This window comes from Solirubrobacter deserti, assembly GCF_027587175.1.
Taxonomy (GTDB): Bacteria; Actinomycetota; Thermoleophilia; order Solirubrobacterales; family Solirubrobacteraceae; genus Solirubrobacter; species Solirubrobacter deserti.
Map to the genome: position 1 here is coordinate 1 of NZ_JAPCID010000020.1, position 22,763 is coordinate 22,763.

The 22,763-nt window shown below is 72.9% G+C and carries 23 protein-coding genes; 16 read left to right on the forward strand and 7 right to left on the reverse strand.

Translation table 11 applies throughout. From position 1 onward, the window contains the following. From OJ962_RS15420 to OJ962_RS15435, 4 genes are all read left to right on the forward strand, one after another. On the forward strand, positions 1-620 hold a 620-nt coding region (locus OJ962_RS15420), incomplete at its 5' end, for a LytR C-terminal domain-containing protein (RefSeq protein WP_270006451.1). Between the two features lie 55 nt (positions 621-675). Continuing rightward, positions 676-2,517, forward strand: coding sequence for a N,N-dimethylformamidase beta subunit family domain-containing protein (locus OJ962_RS15425; protein ID WP_202954503.1), 1,842 nt, complete (start codon positions 676-678; stop codon positions 2,515-2,517). A gap of 4 nt (positions 2,518-2,521) precedes the next feature. Then, entirely contained in the window at positions 2,522-4,075 is a 1,554-nt protein-coding gene (locus OJ962_RS15430) for an O-antigen ligase family protein (RefSeq protein ID WP_202954502.1), read from the forward strand. Between the two features lie 116 nt (positions 4,076-4,191). Then, positions 4,192-5,514, forward strand: a complete 1,323-nt coding sequence (locus tag OJ962_RS15435; protein WP_270006452.1) for an ArnT family glycosyltransferase — start codon at positions 4,192-4,194, stop codon at positions 5,512-5,514. Here the strand turns inward: OJ962_RS15435 and OJ962_RS15440 are convergent. Beyond that, positions 5,441-6,640 carry a glycosyltransferase gene (locus tag OJ962_RS15440; protein WP_202954500.1) on the reverse strand — a complete coding sequence of 400 codons (1,200 nt, stop codon included), beginning with the start codon at positions 6,638-6,640 and terminating at the stop codon, positions 5,441-5,443. The two genes, OJ962_RS15435 and OJ962_RS15440, sit on opposite strands and share 74 nt — an antisense overlap. A 30-nt stretch (positions 6,641-6,670) precedes the next feature. Here OJ962_RS15440 and OJ962_RS15445 point away from each other — a divergent pair, with 30 nt between their 5' ends. After that, positions 6,671-8,143 (forward strand): lipopolysaccharide biosynthesis protein, encoded by a 1,473-nt coding sequence (locus OJ962_RS15445; RefSeq protein ID WP_202954499.1) that lies wholly within the window; start codon positions 6,671-6,673, stop codon positions 8,141-8,143. Here OJ962_RS15445 and OJ962_RS15450 read toward each other — a convergent pair. Further along, entirely contained in the window at positions 8,097-9,032 is a 936-nt protein-coding gene (locus OJ962_RS15450) for a glycosyltransferase family 2 protein (RefSeq protein ID WP_270006453.1), read from the reverse strand. The genes OJ962_RS15445 and OJ962_RS15450 overlap by 47 nt on opposite strands. 153 nt (positions 9,033-9,185) lie before the next feature. Between OJ962_RS15450 and OJ962_RS15455 the strand changes: the two genes are divergently transcribed. Further along, positions 9,186-10,337, forward strand: coding sequence for a S8 family serine peptidase (locus OJ962_RS15455; protein ID WP_202954497.1), 1,152 nt, complete (start codon positions 9,186-9,188; stop codon positions 10,335-10,337). A gap of 12 nt (positions 10,338-10,349) precedes the next feature. Continuing rightward, entirely contained in the window at positions 10,350-11,408 is a 1,059-nt protein-coding gene (locus tag OJ962_RS15460) for a glycosyltransferase family 4 protein (protein ID WP_202954496.1), read from the forward strand. Here OJ962_RS15460 and OJ962_RS15465 read toward each other — a convergent pair. After that, entirely contained in the window at positions 11,387-11,869 is a 483-nt protein-coding gene (locus OJ962_RS15465) for a GNAT family N-acetyltransferase (protein ID WP_202954495.1), read from the reverse strand. The two genes, OJ962_RS15460 and OJ962_RS15465, sit on opposite strands and share 22 nt — an antisense overlap. 32 nt (positions 11,870-11,901) lie before the next feature. Here OJ962_RS15465 and OJ962_RS15470 point away from each other — a divergent pair, with 32 nt between their 5' ends. Both OJ962_RS15470 and OJ962_RS15475 read left to right on the forward strand, forming a co-directional pair. After that, positions 11,902-13,002, forward strand: coding sequence for a glycosyltransferase (locus OJ962_RS15470; RefSeq protein ID WP_202954494.1), 1,101 nt, complete (start codon positions 11,902-11,904; stop codon positions 13,000-13,002). Then, positions 13,002-13,610, forward strand: a complete 609-nt coding sequence (locus OJ962_RS15475; protein ID WP_202954493.1) for a sugar transferase — start codon at positions 13,002-13,004, stop codon at positions 13,608-13,610. The genes OJ962_RS15470 and OJ962_RS15475 overlap by 1 nt, the downstream gene beginning before the upstream one ends. 86 nt (positions 13,611-13,696) lie before the next feature. Here the strand turns inward: OJ962_RS15475 and OJ962_RS15480 are convergent, their stop codons facing one another. Together OJ962_RS15480 and OJ962_RS15485 are read right to left on the reverse strand one after the other, a co-directional pair. Continuing rightward, the gene (locus OJ962_RS15480) at positions 13,697-14,347 is read right to left on the reverse strand and encodes a DUF3105 domain-containing protein (RefSeq protein WP_202954492.1); all 651 of its coding nucleotides are present in this window, start codon (positions 14,345-14,347) and stop codon (positions 13,697-13,699) included. A gap of 77 nt (positions 14,348-14,424) precedes the next feature. Beyond that, on the reverse strand, positions 14,425-15,255 hold the full coding sequence (locus tag OJ962_RS15485) for an alpha/beta fold hydrolase (RefSeq protein WP_202955197.1): 831 nt from the start codon (positions 15,253-15,255) through the stop codon (positions 14,425-14,427). Between the two features lie 15 nt (positions 15,256-15,270). Between OJ962_RS15485 and OJ962_RS15490 the strand changes: the two genes are divergently transcribed. Both OJ962_RS15490 and OJ962_RS15495 read left to right on the forward strand, forming a co-directional pair. Then, positions 15,271-16,119 carry a GNAT family N-acetyltransferase gene (locus OJ962_RS15490; RefSeq protein ID WP_202954491.1) on the forward strand — a complete coding sequence of 283 codons (849 nt, stop codon included), beginning with the start codon at positions 15,271-15,273 and terminating at the stop codon, positions 16,117-16,119. Positions 16,120-16,164: 45 nt separating this feature from the next. After that, entirely contained in the window at positions 16,165-17,046 is an 882-nt protein-coding gene (locus OJ962_RS15495; protein WP_202954490.1) for an SDR family oxidoreductase, read from the forward strand. On the opposite strand, the gene OJ962_RS15500 is transcribed toward OJ962_RS15495, so the two are convergent. After that, positions 17,018-18,307: a lytic transglycosylase domain-containing protein gene (locus OJ962_RS15500; RefSeq protein WP_202954489.1), complete on the reverse strand. Its 1,290-nt coding sequence runs from the start codon at positions 18,305-18,307 to the stop codon at positions 17,018-17,020. The two genes, OJ962_RS15495 and OJ962_RS15500, sit on opposite strands and share 29 nt — an antisense overlap. A 25-nt stretch (positions 18,308-18,332) precedes the next feature. Between OJ962_RS15500 and OJ962_RS15505 the strand changes: the two genes are divergently transcribed. Genes OJ962_RS15505 through OJ962_RS15525 form a run of 5 tightly spaced genes read left to right on the forward strand, consistent with a single transcriptional unit; the run spans position 18,333 to position 22,447 of the window. Continuing rightward, positions 18,333-19,421 carry a quinone-dependent dihydroorotate dehydrogenase gene (locus OJ962_RS15505; protein ID WP_202954488.1) on the forward strand — a complete coding sequence of 363 codons (1,089 nt, stop codon included), beginning with the start codon at positions 18,333-18,335 and terminating at the stop codon, positions 19,419-19,421. Beyond that, positions 19,357-20,352: a DNA glycosylase AlkZ-like family protein gene (locus OJ962_RS15510; protein ID WP_202954487.1), complete on the forward strand. Its 996-nt coding sequence runs from the start codon at positions 19,357-19,359 to the stop codon at positions 20,350-20,352. The genes OJ962_RS15505 and OJ962_RS15510 overlap by 65 nt, the downstream gene beginning before the upstream one ends. 3 nt (positions 20,353-20,355) lie before the next feature. After that, positions 20,356-20,967, forward strand: a complete 612-nt coding sequence (locus OJ962_RS15515) for a cytidylate kinase-like family protein (protein ID WP_202954486.1) — start codon at positions 20,356-20,358, stop codon at positions 20,965-20,967. Then, on the forward strand, positions 20,964-21,956 hold the full coding sequence (locus tag OJ962_RS15520) for a winged helix DNA-binding domain-containing protein (protein ID WP_202954485.1): 993 nt from the start codon (positions 20,964-20,966) through the stop codon (positions 21,954-21,956). The genes OJ962_RS15515 and OJ962_RS15520 overlap by 4 nt, the downstream gene beginning before the upstream one ends. A 17-nt stretch (positions 21,957-21,973) precedes the next feature. Then, positions 21,974-22,447, forward strand: a complete 474-nt coding sequence (locus OJ962_RS15525) for a Crp/Fnr family transcriptional regulator (protein WP_202954484.1) — start codon at positions 21,974-21,976, stop codon at positions 22,445-22,447. Here the strand turns inward: OJ962_RS15525 and OJ962_RS15530 are convergent. Continuing rightward, entirely contained in the window at positions 22,444-22,701 is a 258-nt protein-coding gene (locus tag OJ962_RS15530) for a hypothetical protein (RefSeq protein WP_202954483.1), read from the reverse strand. The genes OJ962_RS15525 and OJ962_RS15530 overlap by 4 nt on opposite strands. Between the last annotated feature and the right edge of the window lie 62 nt (positions 22,702-22,763).

Here is a 22,763-nt window from a genome sequence, read left to right on the forward strand (position 1 = left end):
CGGCCACGCCCGCCGCGCGCCGGCTGGAGCCGCTGCCGCCCCGTCGCAGCCAGGCGTCGCCCGGCCGCCGCGCGGCCTCGCCGCCGCCGCGGCGCGAGGGCAACGCGCGCGGGATCATCGTCACGGCGATCGCCGCGGTGCTCGTCATCGCGGGCGTCGGCTTCGCGTTCACCCAGATCGGTGGCGACGACCCCGAGAACGCGAGCTCGCCGACGCCTCCCGCCGGCAACCGCATCGAGGAGGACCCCACGCCCGAGGGCGGCGACGCGACGCCGGAGGCCACTCCGGAGCCGGGCGTGAGCAAGGAGGAGGCGCAGGTCGCCGTCCTCAACGGCACGAACGAGGCGGGCCTCGCCAGCGGGTTCCGGGACAACCTCGTCCAGGACGGCTACCCCGACGGCAACGTCCTGTTCGGCAACCTCGGCGAGGCCGAGCAGACCACCACGTCGACGGTCATGTACGCCCGCGGCGACAAGAGCGCCGCCGAGGGGGTCGCGGACGTCCTCGGCATCGAGCGCGTCGAGCAGCTCAGCGACGAGATCCAGGCCGCGGCCGTGCAGGTGGGCCAGCGCGAGTGGAACGTGGTCGTGGTCATTGGCCAAGACAAGTCCACCGGCTAGCCCTTCCCGGGCTGGGGCGCTGCCCCTGATCGCCCGGATCACGTTCGTGGTCCTGGTGGGAGCGACGTTTGCGGCCTTCTTCGTCGCCCAGCGGCTCAAGAGCGAGCCGCCCGTCATCGACGTCCCGGACATCACGACGTCGTTCTCGCCCAACGGCGACGGCAACCGTGACGCCAGCGACATCGCGGTCTCGATCAAGGTCGCCGACGACGCCACGGTCGACGTGGTCAACCTCGACGGCGATCGCGTGCGCCGGCTCGTGGACTCGGTTCCGCTGCAGCCCAACCGCTGGCGCCGGATGACGTGGGACGGCAAGGGCGACGACGGGCGCGTCGTGCCCGACGGCCAGTACCGCCTGCGCGTCGCGCTGCGTGACGAGGGCCGCTCGGCGATCGTGCAGAAGACCATGACCGTGGACACCCGCGCGCCGCGGCCGCAGGTCTGCATCGGCGCTCCGTGCGGTGAGAAGGACGGCTGGCAGAACGTCGTCTCCCAGGGCGATCGGGCGATCGACATCTACACGCGCGGGCGCTCGCGCTTCCCGACGATCTTCCGCGTGTTCCGCACCGACCAGGGCAAGCCCAAGCAGGTCGCGATGTTCGACCGCCCCGGGCGCTACCAGCGCAGGCGCTGGGACGGCCTGGTCGAGGGCAAGCCGCTGGACCCGGGCGTGTACCTCATCCAGGCGCAGGTGCGCGACACCGCCGGCAACCGCGGGGTGGCCCCGGCGGAGTTCGAGGTCGGCGCCGTGCCGGGCCGGCCGGGCCTGACCGTACGCGGCATCTCGGCCCAGCCGCCCGTGCGGCCGGTGACCGCCGGCGGGCGCGCCGAGTTCTTCGTGGACGCGCGCGGGGCGAAGTACCGCTGGCGCGTGCGGCGCGTGGGGGAGAGCCGGGTCGTCAAGCGCAACACCGCGCGGGACGCGAGCCTCGTCTTCCGGGCCCCGGAGGGCCGTTCGGGCGTCTACCTGCTCGAGCTGCGCGCGGGCCGCTGGTCGACGACCGTGCCGTTCCTGGTACAGGCCAAGGAACGCGCGAAGGTGCTCGTGGTGGTGCCGACGCTGAGCTGGCTCGGCTCCGACAAGATCGACGACACGCCGTTCGACGGGCTTCCGAACACGCTTGCGACCGGCGACAAGGTCCGCTGGCCGCGCATGTACGCGGGCGAGAAAGGGCTGCCGGCCGGCTTTGCCGACGACATCGCGCCGCTGCTCGTATTCCTGGACCGCCGGAGGATCCGGTACGACCTCACCAGTGACATCGACCTCGACCTCACCCGCAGCCCACGCGCCACGGACCGTGAGGGCGTGCTGCTGGCCGGTTCGATGACCTGGATCACACGCCCGCTCGGCCAGCGCCTGCGCAAGTACGTCAACGACGGCGGCAAGCTCGCGATCTTCGGCTCGGACACGCTGCTGCGCGGCGTGCGGCTGCGCGTGCGCAACGACGAGGACTCCGGGACGCTCGAACGCCCGACCCAGCCCGCCGCGGCCGACCCGTTCGGCGCGCGCGTGGCCAAGGAGCGGCGCGTCGGCGCACCCGCCACGCTCGTCCAGTACGAGCCCGAGGACACGAGCTTCGGCCTGATGGAGGGCGCGCTCGATCTGCCGGGCTTCACCCGCTTCGAGGAAGCGGCGTCGCTCGGCAAGGGCAAGGTGCTGGCGGCGGTCGGGCAGCCGCTCACGCCGGAGGAGGAGCTGGAGGCGGCGAACACGGGCAAGCCCGCGCGGGAGATCCGGTCGGCGCTCTCGGCCGTGCAACTCGGCAAGGGCACCGTCATCCGCGTCGGCCTGCCCGAGTGGCCGCAGCGCCTGGACGATCCGAACGTCGCGCAGGTGACGCGCAACATCTACGACATCCTGCGCGGCGTGCAGCCCAGGATCAGGTCCGAAGGGTGATCGGGTGAGCGACACCGCCGCCTTCCCCGAGTGGGCCCTGCTGGCGGGCATGATCGTCGCTGCCGTGCTGGCGGCCGCGGCCGTGCTCGGCCGGACGGTGCGCGGGCGCGCGTGGGCCATGCTCGGCGCGTTGGTCCTCACGCCGGTGCTGCTGGTGGGGGAAATCTGGAACTCGCCGCAGGTGGAGTCGGTGCGCGACCGCGGGCCGCTGGCGCTCGCCGCCGCGGCGATCGGCGTGGCCGCGATGGGCGGCCTGGCGTGGCTGTTCGCGCGCCGGCCGGGCTTCTTCGCCGTCCTGGCGCTGGCCGCACTCCCGTTCCGCGTGCCGATCCAGGCCGGTGGCAGCACCGCGAACCTGCTCGTCCCGCTGTACGTCGTGATCGGCGCGGGCGCGCTGGCGTGGCTGATCCCGCGGCTCGCGGCCCGGCACGCGGGCACGCCGGCGGAGCGCTCGGGCGGGCTGGAGTGGGTGCTGCTGGGCGGGATCGTGCTCTACGCGCTGCAGTCGATCTACGCCGACGAGCGCGCGAAGGCGTTCGAGCAGGTCGTGTTCTTCTACGTGCCGTTCGCGCTGCTGTTCGTACTGCTGCGCGGGCTCGAGTGGACGCCGCGGCGGCTGCTGTGGGGCGGCGGCGCGCTGGTCGTGCTCGCGCTGCTGTTCGCCGGCATCGGCTTCTGGGAGTTCCAGACGCGCCATCTGCTGCTGAACCCCAAGGTGATCGCCTCCAATCAGGTCGAGGAATACTTCCGGGTCAACTCGCTGTTCTTTGACCCGAACATCTACGGGCGCTTCCTGGCCTTGGTGATGCTCGGGCTCGCGTCCGTGCTGCTGTGGGCGAAGCGGCCGCGCAACCTGCTGCTGGCGATTGGCGCACTGCTGGTGCTCTGGGGCGGGCTGTTGACGACGCTGTCGCAGTCGAGCTTCGCGGCGCTGCTGCTCGGGCTCGCCGTCGTCGCCTGGCTGCGCTTCGGCGCCAAGTACGTGGTCGGTCCCGCGCTGGTGGCCGCGGTCGCCGCGGCGGTGCTCGTGTTCGCCTTTCCGGGCGCCCTGGGGATCGACAGCTTCGACTCCGACACGCTCGACGACGCCACCTCGGGCCGCGTCGAGCTCATGCAGGGCGGCGTCGATCTGGCGCGCGAGCAGCCGCTGCAGGGCTGGGGGTCGGGCAGCTTCAACGCCGAGTACCGGCGCGCCGAGGACGCCTCCGGGCGGGAGGCGACGTCCGCCTCGCACACGATCCCGATCACGGTCGCCGCCGAGCAGGGCCTCGTCGGCCTCGCGCTCTACGTCGCGCTGCTCGTGCTCGCGTTCCGGCGGCTGCTGCACGGTGCGCGCGGCAACCCGGTGCGCGCGGCGCTCGCGGCCATGTTCGCCGCGCTCGTGCTGCACACGTGGCTCTACGCCGCGTTCCTCGAGGACCCCGTGACGTGGACGCTGCTCGCGCTGGGGTCGGCGCTCGCCGCGCCGCTGGCGAGCCGCCGGCACGAGCCGGAGGACGACGTGGCCGCGGCGCTCAACGGGCACCGTAGCCAGCCCGCCGCCGTCGTCCGCCAGTGACAGGCAACACGTCGCCCGGGAGGCTCGCAGTCGCTGGGAGTTCGCCCAGAGGGCGAACATCCCGGTTCCCACGGCGCGTCGAGCTGGCCGCCGCGGTCGTCGCGTTCGCCGCGGCGGTGGCCGTGTGGGCGGTCACGCGCACGTATCCGAACTACGACTCCTACTACCACCTGGTGTGGGGGCGGGAGATCCTGGACGGGACGCTGCCGTCGCTGACGGCCTACGCGGCGCCGACCCAGCACCCGCTCTACATCGCGGTGGCGGCGGTGCTCGGGCTGGTGTTCGGCGAGAGCGGCGACCGCGCGCTCGTGCTGGTGTGCTTTCTTGCGCACGCCGCGCTGGTGCTCGGGACCTACCGGCTCGGCGCGGCCGTGTTCGGGCGCTGGAGCGGCGCGCTGGCCGCGCTGTTCGTCGCCGCGTCGGCCTCGTTCCTCCTCTACGCCGCCCGCGGGTACGTCGATCCGCCGTTCCTCGCGCTCGTGGTCTGGGCCGGCGTGCTCGCGGCCGAGGACCGCCGAGGCGCGCCCGTCCTGCTCGTCCTCGCCGGGCTCCTGCGCCCCGAAGCCTGGGTCCTGACCGGCCTGTGGTGGTTGTGGCGGCGTCGCCCGCGTGAGCTGCCGATCGTGTTCATCGCCCCGGCCCTCTGGTGCCTGACGGACTGGATCGTCACCGGCAACCCGATCCACTCCGTGCAGTCCACGAGCGCGCTCGCCGAGGATCTCGGGCGCGTGCGCGGGCTCCAGCACGTCCCCGGCTCGTTCGTCACGTTCATCGGCTCCACCGTGCGTCCGCCCGTGGCGCTGCTCGCGCCGGTCGGCGCGTACCTGGCGTGGCGCTTCATCGGCTGGCGGCGGGTGCTGGTCCCGGGCGCGCTGCTGGTCGGCGGGATCGTGACGTTCGTCGGCACGGGCGTGCTCGGGCTCTCGATCCTGCCGCGCTATCTGACGGTGCCGGCGATCGCGATGTGCCTGTTCGCGGGCTACGCGCTGCTCGGCTTCACCGAGGCGGAGGGCCGCGTCCGCGCGCTGTGGGTGCGGGCGAGCGCGGGCGCCGCGGTGGCCGGCGCGATCGGGCTGGTCATCCTCGCCCCGTCGCTCACGAACGTGCGCGAGGAGATGCGGTTCATCCGGGCCACCCACGACAGCCTCGTCGCGCTGTTCGCCCAGCCCGAGGTGCAGGCCGGCATGCGCTGCGGGACGCTCACGTTCCCGACCTACCGGCTCGTCCCGGACGCCAAGTGGCACCAGCAGGACGCGCGGATCGGGGCGCGCAGCGCGCAGCGGCGCGACCGCGGCGTCGAGGTCTTCGCGCTCGGCCAGAAGGCGCTGCGCCGCTACGGGTTCGCCGACGGGACCAACCCGACGGTCAACCTGCCGAATCCGGCGTTCGAGCGCGCCGCTTCCGGCGGCTTTCTCGTGGCGTACGTTCGCTGTCCCTGACGCGTTCGCTGCCCAGCCGTCCGCTCTCGATCCCCAACGCCTCCAGCCGCTCCCACAACGGCCCGTTCTGCTGGTGGGCGGTCTGGCTCAGCGCCCACTCGCGCAGCTCGGCGTCCGGCTGCATGCGCGCGCCCGCGTGCGCGCGCAGGGCGGCGATCCACTCCTCGGGCGTCTCCGCGGTGGTGACGGCTTCCGCCCACGTGCGCACGCCCTTCAGGTCCCGCGAGACCGTCCGCCGCCCCAGCCGCGCGTACTTGAGGATCCGGTACGGCAGCCCGGTGTCGTTGAAGTCCGAGCGCTCGAAGGGGACGATGCCAACGTCGGCGCACGCGATCAGCCGCGCCGCCTCCTCGTCCGAGCGCCGGCCCAGCCACACGAGGTTGGGCGCCGCACGGCAGGCCTGGAAGTCCTCGTCGTGGCCGGACTCGGCCTCGTGCCACTCGCCGATCAGCAGCAGCACGAGCTCCGGCATGCCCGCGGCCACCGCGCGCAGCAGCTTCCAGTCCGTGCGGTGGCCCAGATGCCCGAGCGAGACGGCGACGACCGGCGTGAGCGGGGCGGACGGGAACGAGTCGGCCGCGAGCGGCACGAGCTGCGGGGCGCCCGCCGCTTCGTCGAGCAACTGCCCCAGCGCGTCGGTCACGACGATATTGACGCTCGCGCGCAGCGACGCCGCCAGGTGCAGGTCCTCGAGCCGCGCGCGCTGGCGCGGGTTCGCGTCGTAGGCGGCGTCGAAGCGGTCCCACTGCCAGTACCAGAGCTCGGCGTCCGGGTGCTGGGCGATCAGCCCGCGGGCGAGCGGGTACTGCAGCGGGTGGAAGATGACGATCACGCGCGGGACCCCCGGCAGCTTCAGCCGGCGCGCCTGCGTCGCGGCCAGTCCGTCGCCGACCGAGACCGGCAGCCGCAGATACGCGCCGTACGAGATCCGCGCGGGCTCCACGGCCACGACGCCGGGCGCGGTCAGCAGGTCCTCGGCCTGGTCGCGCAGGATGAACGACTCCAGCGCGCGCGGCAGCAGCAGGACCCCGATCGGCGGCGGCTCGTCCTGGCCCGCGCGCTCGGCGCGCGCCGCCGCGCCCGCGGGTCCCGCGCGCCACCCATAGCCGCCAGCCGGGTCGGTCATCGCGCACGCACGCTAGCGTCTCGCCGTGGGATGACGAGCTATCTGCGTCGGCTGCTGCGCACGGGCGCGGCGTATCAGCTCGCGGACGCGGTCTCCAAGGTCATCGCGCTCGTCACGCTCCCGCTCTACACGCGTCACCTGACGAGCGCGGACTACGGCACCGCCGAGCTGATCCTGACGACGATCATCCTGTGCTCGATCGTCCTGCGGCTCGGGCTCGGCGAGGCGTTCGTGCGCTTCCACTACCTGGACGCCGACCCGGTCCGCCGGCGCGCGCTGGCCCGCACGGCGGTCGGGACGCTGCTGGCGATCACGACCGTCGCAGCGCTGTTGATCGTCGTCTTCGCGGCGCCCGTGAGCCGGCTCCTGCTCGGCACCGAGCAGGTGGACGTGCTGCGGGCGGGCGCGCTCGGCCTGTGGGCGTTCACGAACCTCGAGCTGGCGTACGCGCTGCTGCGGGTCGAGGAGCGCGCGCGGGACTTCGCGATCGCGTCGCTGATCAACGTCGCGCTCACGGTCACGCTCACCGTGGTGCTCGTGGTCGGGCTCGACCAGGGCGCGTTCGGGCTCGTCCTGGGCAACTACGCGGCCTCCGCGGCCGTCCTGCTCGGCCTGTGGTGGGTGGAGCGGCACGTGCTCGGGCTGCCGTCGCGCCCACAGCTGGGCCCGATGCTGCGCTTCGGTCTGCCGACCGTTCCCGCCGAGGTGTCCGTCTTCCTGATCTTCTTCATCGACCGCCTCTGGCTCTACCGCGCCGAATCCCCCGACGAAGCCGGCCTGTACTCGCTGAGCGTCAAGCTCGCCGGGATCGTCGTGTTCACCGTGCGCGCGTTCCAGTACGCGTGGCCGCCGCTCGCGTACTCGATCGAGAGCGACGAGGAGGCGGCGCGCGTCTACGCCCGCATCGCGACCTACTACGTGCTCTTCACCGGGCTCGTCGTCGCGGGCATCGCGCTGCTCGGCCGCTGGGTGGTGCGGATCTTCGCCGCGCCGGAGTTCTACGCGGCCCACGAGGCGCTCCCGTGGGTCTCGCTCGGCTGGGCCCTGTACGGGCTGTTCCTCGTGCTGGTGGCGATGGCGGGCCGGGCGAAGGTCACGGTTCGCAACGCACCCGCGGCGCTGTGCGGGCTCGGGGCCAACGTCGTGCTGCTGGTCCTGCTGGTGCCCTCGCTCGGGATCGCGGGCGCCGGCCTCGCGCTCGTCGGCGCCTACGCCGTGACGCTGGTCGCGATGTGGGCGCTCACCCGCAAGCTGTTCCCGGTCGCGTTCGAGTGGGGCCGCCTGCTGCGCTTGGTCGCGGTGATCGGCGCGCTCACGGCGGCGGGGGAGCTGCTGCTGCCCACGGACGGCGTCGTGGGCTTCGTCAGCCGGGCGCTCGTGCTCGCGGCGCTGCCGCTGGCGCTGATCGCGACGCGCTTCTTCCGCCCGGGCGAGCTGCGGGCCGCGCGGGGCTTGCTCAGTCGAAGTCGACGCGGCCCACGGGAGGCTCCAGCCGCCGGTTGAACTCGTCGGCGCCCTCGCGCAGCCCTTCGCCGCGGCTGGGAAACAGCGTCGCGCTGACGTGCTTGAGGTAGCGCTTCGGGTTGTGGTTGGGCAGGACGAGGGCGCCGAGGGCGCGCACGAGGTACGTCCACGCCGTGAGGAAGCGCACGGTGTAGGCGCTCAACCATGTGTGGTGCTTGCGCATGTAGCGGTCGCGGTTGCGGGAGAACTCGACGATTCGCCGGCTCGGCACGCTGCCGGTCTGCAGCTGCTCGTGGTGCACGGCGCGGGCCTCGGGCACGTACAGCACGTGGTGGCCGGCGTCCTGCAGCCGTTTGCAGAAGTCGACCTCGTCGGAGTAGACGAAGAAGTCCGTGTCGAAGAAGCCGATCTCCTCGGCAGCGGAGCGCCGCACGAGCATGGCGGCGGACTGGACCCAGTCGACCGGACGCACCACCTCGCCCCTGCTCTGCACGACGAAGCGCTTGTGCAGCCACAACGCGGACAGCAGCGCCGTCCACGCCGAGGGAAAGCGCCACGCCGAGGGCTGCTGCTCGCCGTCCGGCCGGACGAGCATCGCGCCCGCCGCTCCCGCCTGGTCGTCGTGCTCGAGCGCGCCGTACAGTGCCACGGCCGCGCCCGGCTCCAGCTCGGAGTCCTCATTGAGCAGCATGCAGAAGCGGCCGCGGGCCCGCTGCAACAGGAGGCTGTCGTTGGCCGCCTTGCCCTGGCGCTCGGGCAGCGCGATCACCTCGGTCGTCGCCGGGTGCCGGCTGGCGACCTCGACCGAGCCGTCCTGCGACGCGTTGTCGAGCACCAGCACCTCGGTCTCGAAGTCGAGCGTCGCCCGCTCACGGGCGATCGAGTCCAGGCAGTAGCGCAGCAGTCCACGCTGCTCAGTGTTGACCACGCAAAAGGACAGCTCGACGCCCACGACGGCCTGCAGTCTGCCGCATACGCACGGTTCAGATAGCTGACACCACGTCAGCGAGGGCGCAAGTCGGGTCTCGTGTGCGCGTTCTCACCTCCAAGAGTTGGGAGACTCAAACGGGAGGCGGTTCCAATGCGTAGGGGTATCTCGGCGACGCTCGGCCTCGTCGCACTTCTGGCGGTTCCGACCACGGCGGGGGCCGAGGAAGTGATCGTCAAGTACAAGCCGGGTGCGTCGAAGTCGGCGCTGGCCGAGCGGGCCGGGTTGTCGACCGTGCTCGGCACGGTGGCGGCGAACGGCGCCCAGGTCGTGGCGGTCGCCGACGCGAAGGACGCGGCGGCGATCCTCAATCGCTCCGCGGCGGTCGAGTACGCGGAGCCCAACGTCGAGCTGAAGGCGTTCGGCGTGCCCAACGACGCGCGCTTCGGCGAGCTGTACGGGCTGAGCAACGCCAACGACGCGGACATGGACGCGCCGGAGGGCTGGGATCTCGCCGGCTATCCGAACCTCCCGGCGATCACGGTGGGGATCGTGGACACGGGCATCGACGCGGCGCACGAGGACCTGTCGGGCAAGGTCGTGGCCTGCGGGCGCGTGCAGCTGCTCACCAACCGCGTCGTCGAGGGCTCGTGCAACGACGACAACGACCACGGCACGCACGTCGCGGGAACGATCGCGGCCAAGGCCAACAACTCGGTCGGCGTCGCGGGTGTGTCCTACAACTCCAACCTGGCCATCTGCAAGGCGCTCAACGCGGTCGGCTCGGGCACCACGGCGGGCGTCGCCAACTGCATCACCTACCTCGCCGGCAAGGGCGTGAAGATCATCTCCATGTCGCTCGGCGGCGGCGCCTCCTCGACGCTGCAGACCGCGGTGCGCGACGCGTCCTCGCGCGGGTCGCTGATCATCGCCGCGGCCGGCAATGACGGTGACGCGACGCTCAACTACCCGGCCGCGTACCCCGAGGTCGTCTCGGTCGCGGCGACGGACCGCAACGACGCGCGCGCCTCGTTCTCGAACGCGAACGCGGACGTCGAGATCGCCGCGGCGGGCGTGAACGTGCTCTCCACCAAGCGCGGCGGCGGCTACGTGGCCTTCTCCGGCACGTCGATGGCGACGCCGCACGTGGCGGGCGTCGCGGCGCTGATCGCGGCGAAGAACCCGGCGCTGACCGCCACGCAGATCCGCTCCAAGCTGCAGACCTCGGTGGACGACAAGGGCGCCGCGGGCCGCGACCCGCAGTTCGGCTTCGGCCGCGTGAACCTGGTCAAGGCCCTGTCGTAACCTGGGCGCGCGATGCGCGTCCACCTGGTCGATCCGGCGGCCTACACGCCGCCCTACGACCGGGCGTTGGCTTCGGCGCTCGCTCAGGCGGGCGCCGAGGTGTCGCTGATCACGAGCGCGTTCACGTACGGCGACGTGCCGGACGCGCCCGCGGTCGACGTGGTCGAGCACTTCTACCGCTGGGCGCCGGCGCGCGGGCGGACCGCCGCGCGGCTCGCCCAGCACGTGCCCGACATGCTGCGCTACCGAGCGCGCGGCGCTGACGTGGTGCACTTCCAGTGGCTGCCGGTCCAGCAGCTCGACGGCTGGTTGATGCCGCGCCGGCATCCACGCTTGCTGACCGCGCACGACGTGCTCCCGCGCGAGCCGAGGCCGGGCCAGCTGGCGGCGCAGCGGCGGCTGTACGAGCGGATGGACGCGGTGGTCGTGCACTCCGAGCACGGCGCGGCCCGGCTGCGCGACGAGCTGGGGCTCGACCCCGCCCTCGTCCACGTCATCCGCCACGGGGCCCTGACCGGGCTCGACGTGCCGGGCGAGGCGCCGTTCGCGGTGCCGGACAAGCCGGTCGTGCTGATGTTCGGGCTGCTGCGGCCCTACAAGGGCGTGGACGTGCTGCTGGAGGCCTGGCGGCGCGCGGGCGTCGACGCCGAGCTGTGGGTGATCGGCATGCCGCGCATGGATACGGCGTTCATCCACGGCCCACGCGTGCGCACGGCGTTGCGGTTCGTATCCGCAGGCGAGCTGGCGGGCGCGTTCCGGGCGGCGTCGCTGGTCGTGCTCCCGTACCGCGAGATCGACCAGTCCGGCGTGCTGTTCACCGCGCTGGCCTTCGGCAAGCCGATGCTGCTCACGAGCGTCGGCGGGTTCCCGGAGGTTGCGGCCACCGGCGCGGCGGCGCTGGTCGAGCCGGACGACCCCGAAGCGCTGGCGAGCGAGCTGTCGGCGTTGCTCGCCGCCCCCGAGCGGCTCGAGCGCATGGCCGCCGCCTCCCGCGCCGCGGCCGCGGGCGAGTACGGCTGGGAGGCCATCGCCCGCCGCACGCTCGAGCTCTACTCGGCGCTCCAGGCGTAGACGACGTAGTCCGGCGCCGTCGGCGGGTCCACGCGCGGCGCGGGCCGAAGCTCGCCCGTGTCGATGAACCCCGCCTTGCGCGCCACGCCCCGCGAGCCCGCGTTGTCCTTGTGCGCGAGCAGCTCCAGCCGGGTGATGCCCAGCTGGTCGGCGACCAGCTTGAGCCGCTCCACCGCCTGCGTGGCGACGCCGCGGCCGCGCGCCTCCTTGGCCACCCAGTAGCCGACCTCCGCGTACTCGGCGTCCAGGTCGATCTCCAGCAGGCTGAACGAGCCCACGAGCTGGTCGTCCTCGAACCCGAGGAAGTTCAGCACGCGCGGGTCGTCGCGGTTGATGTAGGCGAGCGCGTGCTCGCGCGTGTACGGGCTGGGGACGTTGGTCCAGCGCGGGATCTCGGGGTCCTGGCAGGCGGCGACGAGCGCGTCGGCGTCTTCGGGAGTGGGTCGGCGGAGCGTCAGCACAGCGCGCCAGTCTGCCACTCTCTTCGCCGCCCGTGCGCGCCCTGTTCTGGATCTCCGCCGCCCTGATCGTCTGGACACAGGCGGCCTACGCGCCCGCGCTGGCGCTGCTGCGCCGGCTGAAGGGCTCACCGCCGACCGCGCCGGGCGCCGATGTCACGCCGAGCGTCAGCCTGATCGTCGCCGCCTACAGGGAGGAGGCCGTGATCGCGGCGAAGGTCGCGAACGCGCGCGCGCTCGACTACCCCGGCCTCGAGGTCATCGTCGCCGTCGACGGGGGCGACGAGCCCACCGTGCGCGGCGCGGAGGGCGCCGACCAGGTGCTCGCGCTGCCCCGCGGCGGCAAGTACGTGTCCCAGGACGCGGCGGTCCAGGTCGCCCGCGGCGAGATCCTCGCCTTCAGCGACGCCAACACCATGTGGGAGCCCGACGCGCTGCGCCGGCTCGTTCGCCCGTTCGCGGACCCGGCCGTGGGCTACGCGTGCGGCAACGTGTCCTTCACCAACGAGGCCGGCACAAACCAGGAAGGGCTGTACTGGCGCTACGAGATGTTCCTGCGCGCGCAGGAGTCGGCGCTGGCGTCCGTCACCGGCGGCAACGGCGCGATCTACGCCGTCCGGCGCAGTGCCTACGAGCGCGTGAACCCGACGATGGGGCACGACCTCGCGATGCCGTTCCAGATGGTGAAAAGCGGATTCCGCGCCGTCTACGTGCCCGACGCGCGCGCGACGGAGAAGATGGTGCCCTCGATCGAGGGCGAGTGGGCCCGCAAGCGGCGGATGATGTCCTACGGCTGGCCGATCGTGCTCGAGGGCGGGCTCCTGGACCCGCGCGGGTACTCGCCGCTGTACGCGCTGATGATCGTCAGCCACCGGCTGCTGCGCTACGGCACGCCGTTCCTGCACATCCTGCTCGCTGTCGCCACCTTCGCGCTGCTGCGCCGCGGGACGCTCTACCGGCTCGCGGGCGCCGCCCAGGCCGCGCTGCTGGCCGCCGCCCTGAGCGACAGCGGCGCCAAGCCGGCGCTCGTCGCCCGCTACTACCTGCTCACCACGGCCGCGCTCGCCCTCGGTCTCTATGACTGGCTCCGGCACGGCACGCAGGCCGGCTGGGAGAAGGCAGAGGGCACGCGCTGATGAACCGCTATCTGCATTCGCGGCGCAAGCGCGCGCTCGATCTCGCCGTCGCGGTGCCGCTGCTGGTCGGGACGGCGCCGATCGTCGCGCTGGCCGCGCTCGCCGTCCGGCTCGAGTCGCAGGGGCACCCGATCTACCGGCAGCGCCGCGTCGGGCTCGACGGGCACGCGTTCGAGGTCTACAAGCTGCGCACGATGGTCTCCGGCGCCGAGCACATGGGCGCGGGCATGGCCGTCGACGAGGGCGACACGCGGATCACGAAGGTCGGCGCGCTGCTGCGGCGCACGTCGATCGACGAGCTGCCGAACCTGTGGAACATCCTCAAGGGCGAGATGTCGCTGGTCGGCCCGCGGCCGACGATCCAGGTCCAGGTGGACCAGTACACGGACCGCCAGCGGCGGCGGCTCAGCGTCCGTCCCGGGCTCACGGGCTGGGCGCAGGTCAACGGTCGCGCCTCGCTGCCGTGGAGCGAGCGCATCGAGCTCGACCTGCAGTACCTCGAGCGCGCCTCGCTGTGGCTCGACCTGCGCATCATCGCCTACACCGCGCGGATGGCCGTGACCGGCCACGGCCTGTATCGCGGCGAGACCGGCGGCTGGCGCGGTTAAAGCAGAAGGGCGACGCTGAGTCAGCGCCGCCCGTGAAGGTCGGATGATCGGGGTGGGGCGGAGGGGATGTCCGCCTTCACTTCCTATTACGGGACGATCTCCGGGCCCTTGTCGATGTGCTCCTTGCGGAAGCCGCGGATGGCGTCGAACACCTCGGGCTTCATCGTCGGGCACGTCAGGGACGCGTCCCACGCGGTCGCGGCCACGGCGGCCGACATGCCCGTCGTGTTCTCGAACAGCAGCAGGTGGTGCCCGCCGTCCATCTCGTTGTAGAGCGTCTCGAGCTGCGCGACGGTCTCGGGCGAGGTGCCCGGCTTGTACTGGATGTCGATGCGCCCGTGCTCGAGCGTATGCACCAGGCGGCCGAGCTCCGGCGTGTCGCCCGGCGCGTAGATGCCGTCCTCGTACCACGTCGGGTGGTGGTTGCCGGACGTCGGCGGGTTCTGCTTGTAGTCCGAGGCCTTGAAGTCCTTCTCCTCGTGACCCGCGCCCTCGTTGGCGACCTTGGGCTCGTACTTGCAGCCCGCGAGCTTCGCCGCTTCCTTCACGTCGCCCGTCTTGAGCGCCGGAATCGACGCGGCGCCCGCCGCGACCTCCGGCTCGTCGTCGCCGCCCAGCAGCACGGCGGCCGCGACGCCGCCGCCGGCGAGCAGGGCTACGACCAGGACGGAGGCAAACACGAGCTGGAGACGCTTGCGGCGAGCGGCAGCGGCCTTCTCGGCCTCCAGCTTCTCCATCCGTTCGCGCTTACGACGTTCTTTTTCTTCTTGGCGACTCGACATCCGGCGGGCGATGGTAGCGGTGGAAGATTGATTTAGGACGCCCGCGCGCGGACATTCGCCGCGCGGGGGAGCCAACACTCGTCCAGAAACCGTCCGATCTCGTTGGTAAGGCGCTTAGGAGCGACCCGCAACTCGATCAACGAGTGGGCCTGCATGAGCTCCGCATGAGGAAGCTCCTCCGCGAGCATACCGGCGTCCGAGAAGGGATGGACGATGTCGTACTGGTGTCCGATCACCAACGTCGGCGCCTCGATCGCCGCCCGTTCCTCCCGCGGCGGTGCGGTGCGCCCGAAGAACAGGCCCTGGAAGACCGCGGCGCTCGGCGCCGGGTCCTGACGCACCCAGTCGAGCAGGATGTCCGCCTGCCACGGCAACCGGCGCCGCGGCACCAGCCGCGTGAGCCGGGACAGCCCGCGCATCGCGGGCTCGCCGGCGGTCAGCGCGATCATCACGGGCGTGAAGAAGATCGCGCAGCCGATGAGCGCGTGGTCGAGCACGGGCATCTCGACCACCAAGGCGCGCACGCGCTCAGGCGAGCGCACGGCGGCTTCCAGCGCGACGTTCGCACCCAGCGAGGTGCCGAGCAGCACGGCCTCGTCGGCGTCGAGCTCGTCCAGCAGCGCGATCACCTGCGCGCCGAACGCGGGCATCGAGTAGCGCCACTTGTCCGCGGGGCGATCCGAGTCGCCGTGGCCGAGCAGGTCGAGCGTCACGACGCGGTGCCCGCGCTCGGCCAGCGCCTGCGCCAGCGCCGCGTGCATGCGCTGGTTGAACAGCAGCCCGTGCAGCAGGACCGCGAGCTTCGGGCCGGAGCCGTACTCGGTGTACGCCAGCCGCTGATCGCCGACCACGAGGCTCCCCATGCGAGGATCGTAGTCGTGCCCGAGCTGCGTCCGATGCGCGTGGAAGACGTCGAGGAGGTCCACGAGCTCAACCTCCTCACCTTCGAGGCCCTCAGCGCCAGCCGCGACGAGCCGCCCGAGCCGCGTCCCGACCCGGCGCAGGCGCACATCCGCTACCGCCACCTCGCCACCACCGACCCCGAGGGCGCCTGGGTGGCCGAGCACGACGGCGCGATCGTCGGCTGTGCGCTCGCGCTCCGGCGCGAGGACGTCTGGGGCCTCTCGCTGCTGATCGTGCGGCCGGACATGCAGTCCAGCGGCACCGGCAGCGCGCTGCTGCGGCGGGCGAACGAGTACGCCGCGGGCGCGCGCGGGCGGATCATCCTCGCCTCGCCGGACCCGCGTGCGCTGCGGGCCTACTCCCGCCTCGGCCTGGACTTCCACCCGTCGGCGAGCGCCTTCGGTACGCCGCGGGTGACCGCGCCCGGCGGGATCGTCGAGGGCGACGCGGGCGACATCCCGCTCACGGAGACGGTCGACCGCCACGTGCGCGGCGCCGCGCACGGGGTCGACATCGGCGCGCAGCTGGAGATGGGGCAGACCCTGCTGATCGCGCCGGAGCGCGGCTACGCGGTCGTGCCGCCGGGCGGCGGCCTGCGGCTGCTCGCCGCGCGCGACGAGGACGCGGCGGCCGACCTGCTGCGCGCCGCGCTCGCCCGGGCTGAGAGCGAGATGATGGTGGAGTGGCTCACCAGCTCCCAGCAGTGGGCGATCCGGGTGTGCGTGGAGGCCGGGCTGGAGCTGAGGGCCGGGACGGGCGGCGTATTCGTGAGCGGCGAGGTCGGCCCGTTCCGCCCCTACCTGCCCAGCGGAGCCTTCCTGTGACCGATCTGGACTTTCGGTCACTCGCTTACCGGCCATAATCGAGTCATGTCCAAGACTCCCCGCTCGTTGAGCGGCAAGGTCGCCGTCATCACGGGAGGAGCCCGCGGCATCGGGCTGGCGCTCGCACAGGCCCTCGCGCGCGAGGGGGTCGTGGTCGCCATCGGCGATCTCGACGGCGCCGCCGCCGAGACCTCCGCCGCGAGCCTGGCGAACGGCTCGCTCGGCCTCCCGCTCGACGTGACCGACCGACCCGCCTTCACCGCGTTCCTCGACGAGGTCGAGCGCCGCCTCGGCCCGATCGACATCCTCGTCAACAACGCCGGGATCATGCACGTGACCCCGCTGGAGGCCGAGGACGAGGCGTCGATCTCGCGCCAGCTGGAGATCAACGTGCGCGCCGTCATCCACGGCACGCAGGAGGCGATGCGCCGCATGCGCCCGCGCCGGACGGGCCACATCGTCAACGTCGCTTCGCTCGCCGGCCGTGCCGCCGCCCCGGGCCTCGCGACCTACTGCGCCACCAAGCACGCCGTCATCGGGCTGTCCGAGGCCGTCCGCGCGGAGCTGCGCGGGACGGGCGTCGAGGTCACGGTCGTGATGCCGGGCTTCGCCAAGACCGAGCTGGCCGCCGGCGTGCCGGACCTGCGCGGCGTCCCGCGCGTCTCGCCCGAGCAGATCGCGGCGCAGACGGTGGACGCCTTGAAGGTCCCCAAGTTCGACGTCTGGGCCCCGAAGCGCCTCGCCGGCGTGATCTGGACGGGCGCCGTCGTCCCGCGCCGCGTGCGCGAGGCGGTGTCCCGCGCGATGAACTCCAACCACGTCGTGGACACCGACCAGCGTGCCCGCGCCGCGTATGAGGCCCGCGCCGCGCAGTCGGCGCCCGCGCAGGAAGAAGAACTCACCCCAGCCGGTCCAGGAGCGGTGTGAGCACGTCCGCGTCACGGCCCGCCGTGACGCGGATCGTCCGCTCCGCGCGTGACCAGGCGATCACGTCGAGCACCGTCAGGCGGTCCAGCACGTACTGGAACGCCAGCGCCTGACGCTCGGAGGCGTAGTCGCGGGAGACGCGGAAGCTCCACCCGCCGTCCGTCGCGCTCGTGATCCGCAGCGCGCCCGATCCCAGGATGGAGCGCACCTCGGAGCCCATGTAGGCCGCGACGGCGGCGGCCTCGTCGCGCAGCTCGAGCTCGGGCGCGACCTCGAGCCCCGTGTTCTCGGGCGTGGCGTTGAGGGTGCCCAGATCGCCCCGCGGCGCCCCGGCGAGCAGGCGCCCCCGCCCGCTCGCGTCCTGCACGCGCTCGGCCGCGGTCCGGCGCAGGGCCTCAGGATCCTGCCGGTGCGCGCGCATGACGTCCCGCGCGGCCAGCAGCTTCCAGTAGTAGTTCGAGGAGTCGTCGCCGAAGCCCACGAGCAGGTCGTGCGCGGCCCGGTGCCGGCGCGGGTTGGAGTCGAAATACAGCTCCACGTACGGCCGCGGGCCGCCGCCGAATGCCTCCAGGACGTTGTTCAGGTTGCCCATGCCCATGTGGTAGGAGACGAGCGCGAGGTCCTCGCGGCCGTCGAACTCGGCCAGCGCGAGCTTGAGGTAGCGCGCGGTGCCGGCGAGCGCCTTCGCGGGGTCGAAGCGATCGTCCACGCGGGCGCGAGCCCGGGTGAGCGCCCGGATGCGCGGCCCGTTCGCCTCGCGCTGCGCGGTCTCGAGCCGGCGCGTGTAGGAGCGGCTGCGCTCGAGGTCGATGTCCATGTCGAGCAGGTTCTGGCCCGTCTCGGCGAGGATCTGCGTCAAGCCCGCGGCGCTCTCGATCCCGCCGGGCGCGAGCACGTCCGGCCGGCCCGCGCTCTCCAGGAACACGAGCCCTTCGAGCAGGTCCGGGTTCACCCCGGCCTCCCGCGCGGCGGCCTCCACCGGTTCCCGGAAGCGCGCGACCCGCGCGGCCGTCTCCGCCGCCCCGCCCGGAGAGCGCGTGTAGAGCACGCGGCTCGTGCCCGCGGCGGCGCGCCGCGTGAGTTCGTCCGAGCGCTCCGCCGACCACGCGAACGGGTCCGCGACGGGCTCGCCGCGCTCGGCACCGGGCGGCGTCGGGATGACCTGGACGTTCTCGTCCGGGTCGTCGGCCTGGTACACGAGGAGGGCGGCGGCGCCCACGAAGAGCACAGCGGCGAGCAGCGCGATGCGGAGGCGGAGCAAGGCCCCCAGGCTAGTCTGGTGCCGCTTGTACGCCGCTCTCTACAGCCGGGTGCTCTCGCGCGTCGACGCCGAGAACGCACACCTGCTCGGGACCCGCGCGCTTGCGCTCGCCGCCCGGCTGCCGCGCGCCGAAGCGGACCCCGTGCTGCGCGTGCGGGCGCTGGGCCTGGAGTTCGACAGCCCGCTGGGCGTGGCCGCCGGCCTGGACAAGCACGCGACGGCGTTCGAGGGCCTCGGCAACCTCGGCTTTGGCTTCGTCGAGGTCGGGACGATCACCGCGCACGCGCAGCCCGGCAACCCGCGCCCGCGGGTGTTCCGGCTTCCCGCCGACCGTGGCCTGCTCAACGCCATGGGGTTCCCGAACCCGGGCGCGCAGGCGGTCGTCGGCAAGCTCGCGCAGCGTTCCGGCCGCGGGATCGTCGCGATCAACATCGGCAAGTCGAAGGTCACGCCGCTGGAGCAGGCGGCCGAGGACTACCGGGCGTCCGCCGCGCTGCTCGCACCGCACGCCGACTTCGTCGTGATCAACGTCAGCTCGCCGAACACGAGCGGGCTGCGCGACCTGCAGACGATCGAGCACCTGGGCGAGCTCCTCGACGCCGTGCGTGGGGAGACCGACAAGCCCGTGCTGGTCAAGCTCGCCCCGGATCTCACCGACGAGCAGCTCGACCAGCTCGCGGACTTCGCCGTCGAGGCCGGGCTGGACGGGCTGATCGCGACCAACACGACGATCTCCCGCGAAGGGCTGGATGCGCCCGCGGACCTGCTGGCGCGGCCGGGCGGCGTGTCCGGCGCGCCGCTGAAGGCGCGCTCGCTCGCGGTGCTGCGCCGGCTGCGCGCGCGGGTGGGCGACCGGGTCCTGCTCGTGTCGGTCGGCGGCGTCGAGAACGCGCAGGACGTGCTCCAGCGCGTGCGTGCCGGCGCGACCCTCGTGCAGGGCTACACCGGCTTCGTCTACGGCGGCCCGCTGTGGGCTCGGCGCATCAACCGGGACCTCGGCCGGGCGGTCCGCAACGCGGGCGTCGGCACGATCCAGGATCTTGTCGGGCATGAAGTGGGAATCCGTCCTGGCCTGGCGCATGGCGCGCCAGCACCTGACGGCGCACGCGACTGACCCGCTCGCGGTCGTCTCGGACCTCTGCGGCCTGCACGCGCAGGTGCTCTCCAGCGCCCAGCTGACGCTGTGGGCGCGGATGGACGACCCGCCGGACGTCCACGAGCTGCTGTGGCGGGACCGGACGCTGGTCAAGACGTGGGCCCAGCGCGGCACGCTGCACCTGCACCGCACGGACGAGCTCCCGCTGTGGGTGGGCGCGCAGGCCGCGCTCAAGCCGCGCTACGAGACCAGGTCCTGGCTCAAGCACTTCAAGCTGGGCGAGGACGACGTGAAGGCGATCATCGAGGGCGTCCCGGCCGCGCTGCGCGAGGGGCCCAAGAGCCGCGAGGAGCTGGCGACGCTCCACCCGGGGCTCGCGCGTGGCTACGGCGACCTGCTCAAGCCGGTCGCGTTCCGGGGCGAGCTGATCTACGCCGAGGACGGGCGCTTCACGCTGCCCGAGCCGTTCGAGCCGATGGACCCGAAGGCGGCGACGAAGGACGTCGCGCGGCGCTTCCTCACCCGCTACGGCCCGGCGACGCGTGAGGAGCTGGCCAAGTGGTTCGGGCACCCGTCGCCGGCTCAGGCCGGCAAGTGGTTCCCGGACGACGTGGTCGAGACCGAGTTCGGGCTGGCGCTGGAGGAGGACGTCGCGGCGATCGAGGCGGCCGCGCCGGCGGGGTACGTGCGGCTGCTGCCGGCGTTCGACCAGTACGTCGTCGCCGCGCCCCGCGACAAGCGTGCGACCGCGCATCCCGAGCGCATCTACCGCCCGGGCGGCTGGTTCTCGCCCGTCCTGCTCGTCGACGGCGTGATGGCGGGTGTGTGGACGCTGGAGGACGGCGTGGTGAGCATCGAACCGTTCGGCAAGCTCGCCAAGGCCGTGCGCGAGGCCGCGGAAGCCGAGGCCGCGCGGCTTCCGGAGTGCAAGGCAGTCAACTGGGGGTAACGTTTGGGCACGCCACCGCTCGTCACCATCTCCGCGTCCTATGGCGCCGGCGGCAGCCGGATCGGCCCCGCCGTGGCCGAGCGCCTGGGCGTCGAGTTCCTGGACCGCGCGATCCCGACGGCCGTGGCCGATCGGCTCGGCTGCTCGCTCGACGACGCGCTCGCCCACGACGAGTCGCTCGGTGACGCGATCGGGCGGCTCGCGTCCAGCTTCGCGCTGCTGCCCGAGCTCGCCGGCGCGATGGTCCAGGCCGGCGTGCTGGCCGGCGAGGACTACCGGCGCGAGACCGAGCGGCTGATCCGCGAGCACGCCGCCGCCGGTGGCGCGGTCATCCTCGGCCGCGCGGCCGCCGTGATCCTGCGTCGCCACGCGGAGGCGCTGCACGTGCGCCTGGACGGTCCGCCGGAGCGCCGCGTGGCGCAGGCGATGGAGTACGAAGGGCTCTCCAAGTCCGACGCGGAGCGCCTGCGGCGCGACGGCGATCGCGCACGCGAGGCCTACGTGCGTCACTTCTACGGCGTCGACGCCCGCGACCCCGCGCTCTACCACCTCGTGATCGACTCCACCGCGCTCTCCACCGAGGCCGTGGTGGACGTAATCGCCGCTGCGGTGTGATCCTCACCCAGCGCCAGCTCAACCGCGCCGTGCTCGCGCGCCAAGGGCTGCTCGAGCGGCGCGAGCTCGACCTGCCGGCCGCGCTGGACGCGATGGCCGGCCTGCAGGCGCAGTACGCGCCGTCGATGTACATCGGGCTGTGGTCGCGCGTGGCCGGCCTCGAGCGCGACGCGGTGACGCGCGCGCTGGAGGACCGCTCGATCGTCCAGGGGACGCTGATGCGCTTCACGATCCACCTCGTGTCGGCGGCCGACTACTGGCCGCTGACGCTCGCGATCCGCGACTCGCGCCGCGCCTGGTGGACGCGCGTGAGCAAGCACGGGCCGCTGGACGAGGCGGCGGCGACGCTGCGCGCGGCGCTGAAGGACGGGCCGCTCCGCCGTAAGGAGATCGACGCGCTGATCGGGAAGGAGGCGCTGCAGGGCGTCGGCGCGTGGGTCGACATGGTCCGCGTCCCGCCGCAGGGCACGTGGGAGAAGCGCCGCGCCGACAACTTCGGCCTCGCCGAGGACTGGCTGCCGCAGCCGCCGGTCGACGACCCGGTCGGCCACCTGGTCAGGCGCTACCTGACCGGGTTCGGCCCGGCGGCGAAGGGCGACATCGCGAACTGGGCGGGCATGGGCATCAAGGAGATCGAGCCGGCGCTCGACGGCCTCGACACACACGAGGCCGAGGACGGCACGACGCTCTACGACCTCCCGGACCTCCCGCTCCCCGACCCGGACACGCCCGCCCCCGTGCGCTTTCTGCCGACCTGGGACGCGACGCTGCTCGTCCACGCCCGGCGCGCGCTGATCCTCCCGGAGGCGTTTCGCGAGCGCATCTTCCACACCAAGATGCCGCAGTCGATCGGCACGTTCCTGGTCGACGGCCAGGTCGCGGGGACGTGGAAACCGGACGGCACGGTCACCCCGTTCGTCGACCTCAACCGGCGACAACGCGCCCAGGTGGACAAAGAGGCGCGGGCGCTGGCCGAGTTCTCCGCTTGACCCTGTACGTTTGCGCCGTGCACGAGGGACCGTTCACCGTCTTCGCGGAGGAAGCCCACGAAGACTCCGCCGACCTGCTGTTCATGCCGGACGCCACCGCGGCGGACTGGGCGACCGTCTTCTCGTACGCCGACGTGCGGCACCTCGGCGCAGGCCTCGCGCTCGTCCAGGCCGGCGAGGAGGACCGCGCGCTGTACCTGCTGACCGAGGGCACGGTGGGCGTCCGCCTGCCGCGCGACGAGGGCTCGTTCAAGGCGATCGAGGCACCGTCCGTGCTCGGCGAGCTCGCGTTCTTCGACGGCTACCCGCGCTCGGCGACGCTCGAGGCGCTCACCGACGTCGAGGTCGTCCGCATCGACCTCGCCGCGTTCGACCGCCTGCACGAGCACGAGCCGGCCATCGCGAACCTGATGCTGCGCGACCTCGCGCGCATCCTCGCGCTTCGCCTGCGCCTCGCCAGTGCTGTGATCGCGGATCTGCGGGGGAGCTAGTAGGTCACCGTCGCGCGACGGTGATCCTCGCCCTTGCGGCACTTCCCGTCCCACCACGACTCCGCCGAGGACGACTCGGCGGCGCGGGTGGGCGCCTGGGCGGTGCCCGTCAGCGCCGTGGCGCTGGCGGCCAGCGTGCCGGTGAGGACCGCGGCCGCCGTCAGGGCGATGGCCGCGTGACCGAGCCGCCGCGGCGCGCGCGTGGGCTCGGGCTCATCCACGATCCGGATGTCGACGTCGTCGAACCGGTCCATGTGCGGATCGTAGCGAAGTCGGACGAGCGATGAATCGGGCGGGTACGGGCAGTCAATCCGGT

Bases quoted from the DNA above. Each gene is read 5' to 3' on its own strand.
- OJ962_RS15495 (WP_202954490.1), top strand. From the start codon at position 16,165: ATGTCCAAGACTCCCCGCTCGTTGAGCGGCAAGGTCGCCGTCATCACG.
- OJ962_RS15485 (WP_202955197.1), bottom strand. From the start codon at position 15,255: ATGGGGAGCCTCGTGGTCGGCGATCAGCGGCTGGCGTACACCGAGTAC.
- OJ962_RS15455 (WP_202954497.1), top strand. From the start codon at position 9,186: ATGCGTAGGGGTATCTCGGCGACGCTCGGCCTCGTCGCACTTCTGGCG.
- OJ962_RS15510 (WP_202954487.1), top strand. From the start codon at position 19,357: ATGAAGTGGGAATCCGTCCTGGCCTGGCGCATGGCGCGCCAGCACCTG.
- OJ962_RS15440 (WP_202954500.1), bottom strand. From the start codon at position 6,640: ATGACCGACCCGGCTGGCGGCTATGGGTGGCGCGCGGGACCCGCGGGC.
- OJ962_RS15475 (WP_202954493.1), top strand. From the start codon at position 13,002: ATGAACCGCTATCTGCATTCGCGGCGCAAGCGCGCGCTCGATCTCGCC.
- OJ962_RS15445 (WP_202954499.1), top strand. From the start codon at position 6,671: ATGACGAGCTATCTGCGTCGGCTGCTGCGCACGGGCGCGGCGTATCAG.
- OJ962_RS15530 (WP_202954483.1), bottom strand. From the start codon at position 22,701: ATGGACCGGTTCGACGACGTCGACATCCGGATCGTGGATGAGCCCGAG.
- OJ962_RS15480 (WP_202954492.1), bottom strand. From the start codon at position 14,347: ATGGAGAAGCTGGAGGCCGAGAAGGCCGCTGCCGCTCGCCGCAAGCGT.
- OJ962_RS15460 (WP_202954496.1), top strand. From the start codon at position 10,350: ATGCGCGTCCACCTGGTCGATCCGGCGGCCTACACGCCGCCCTACGAC.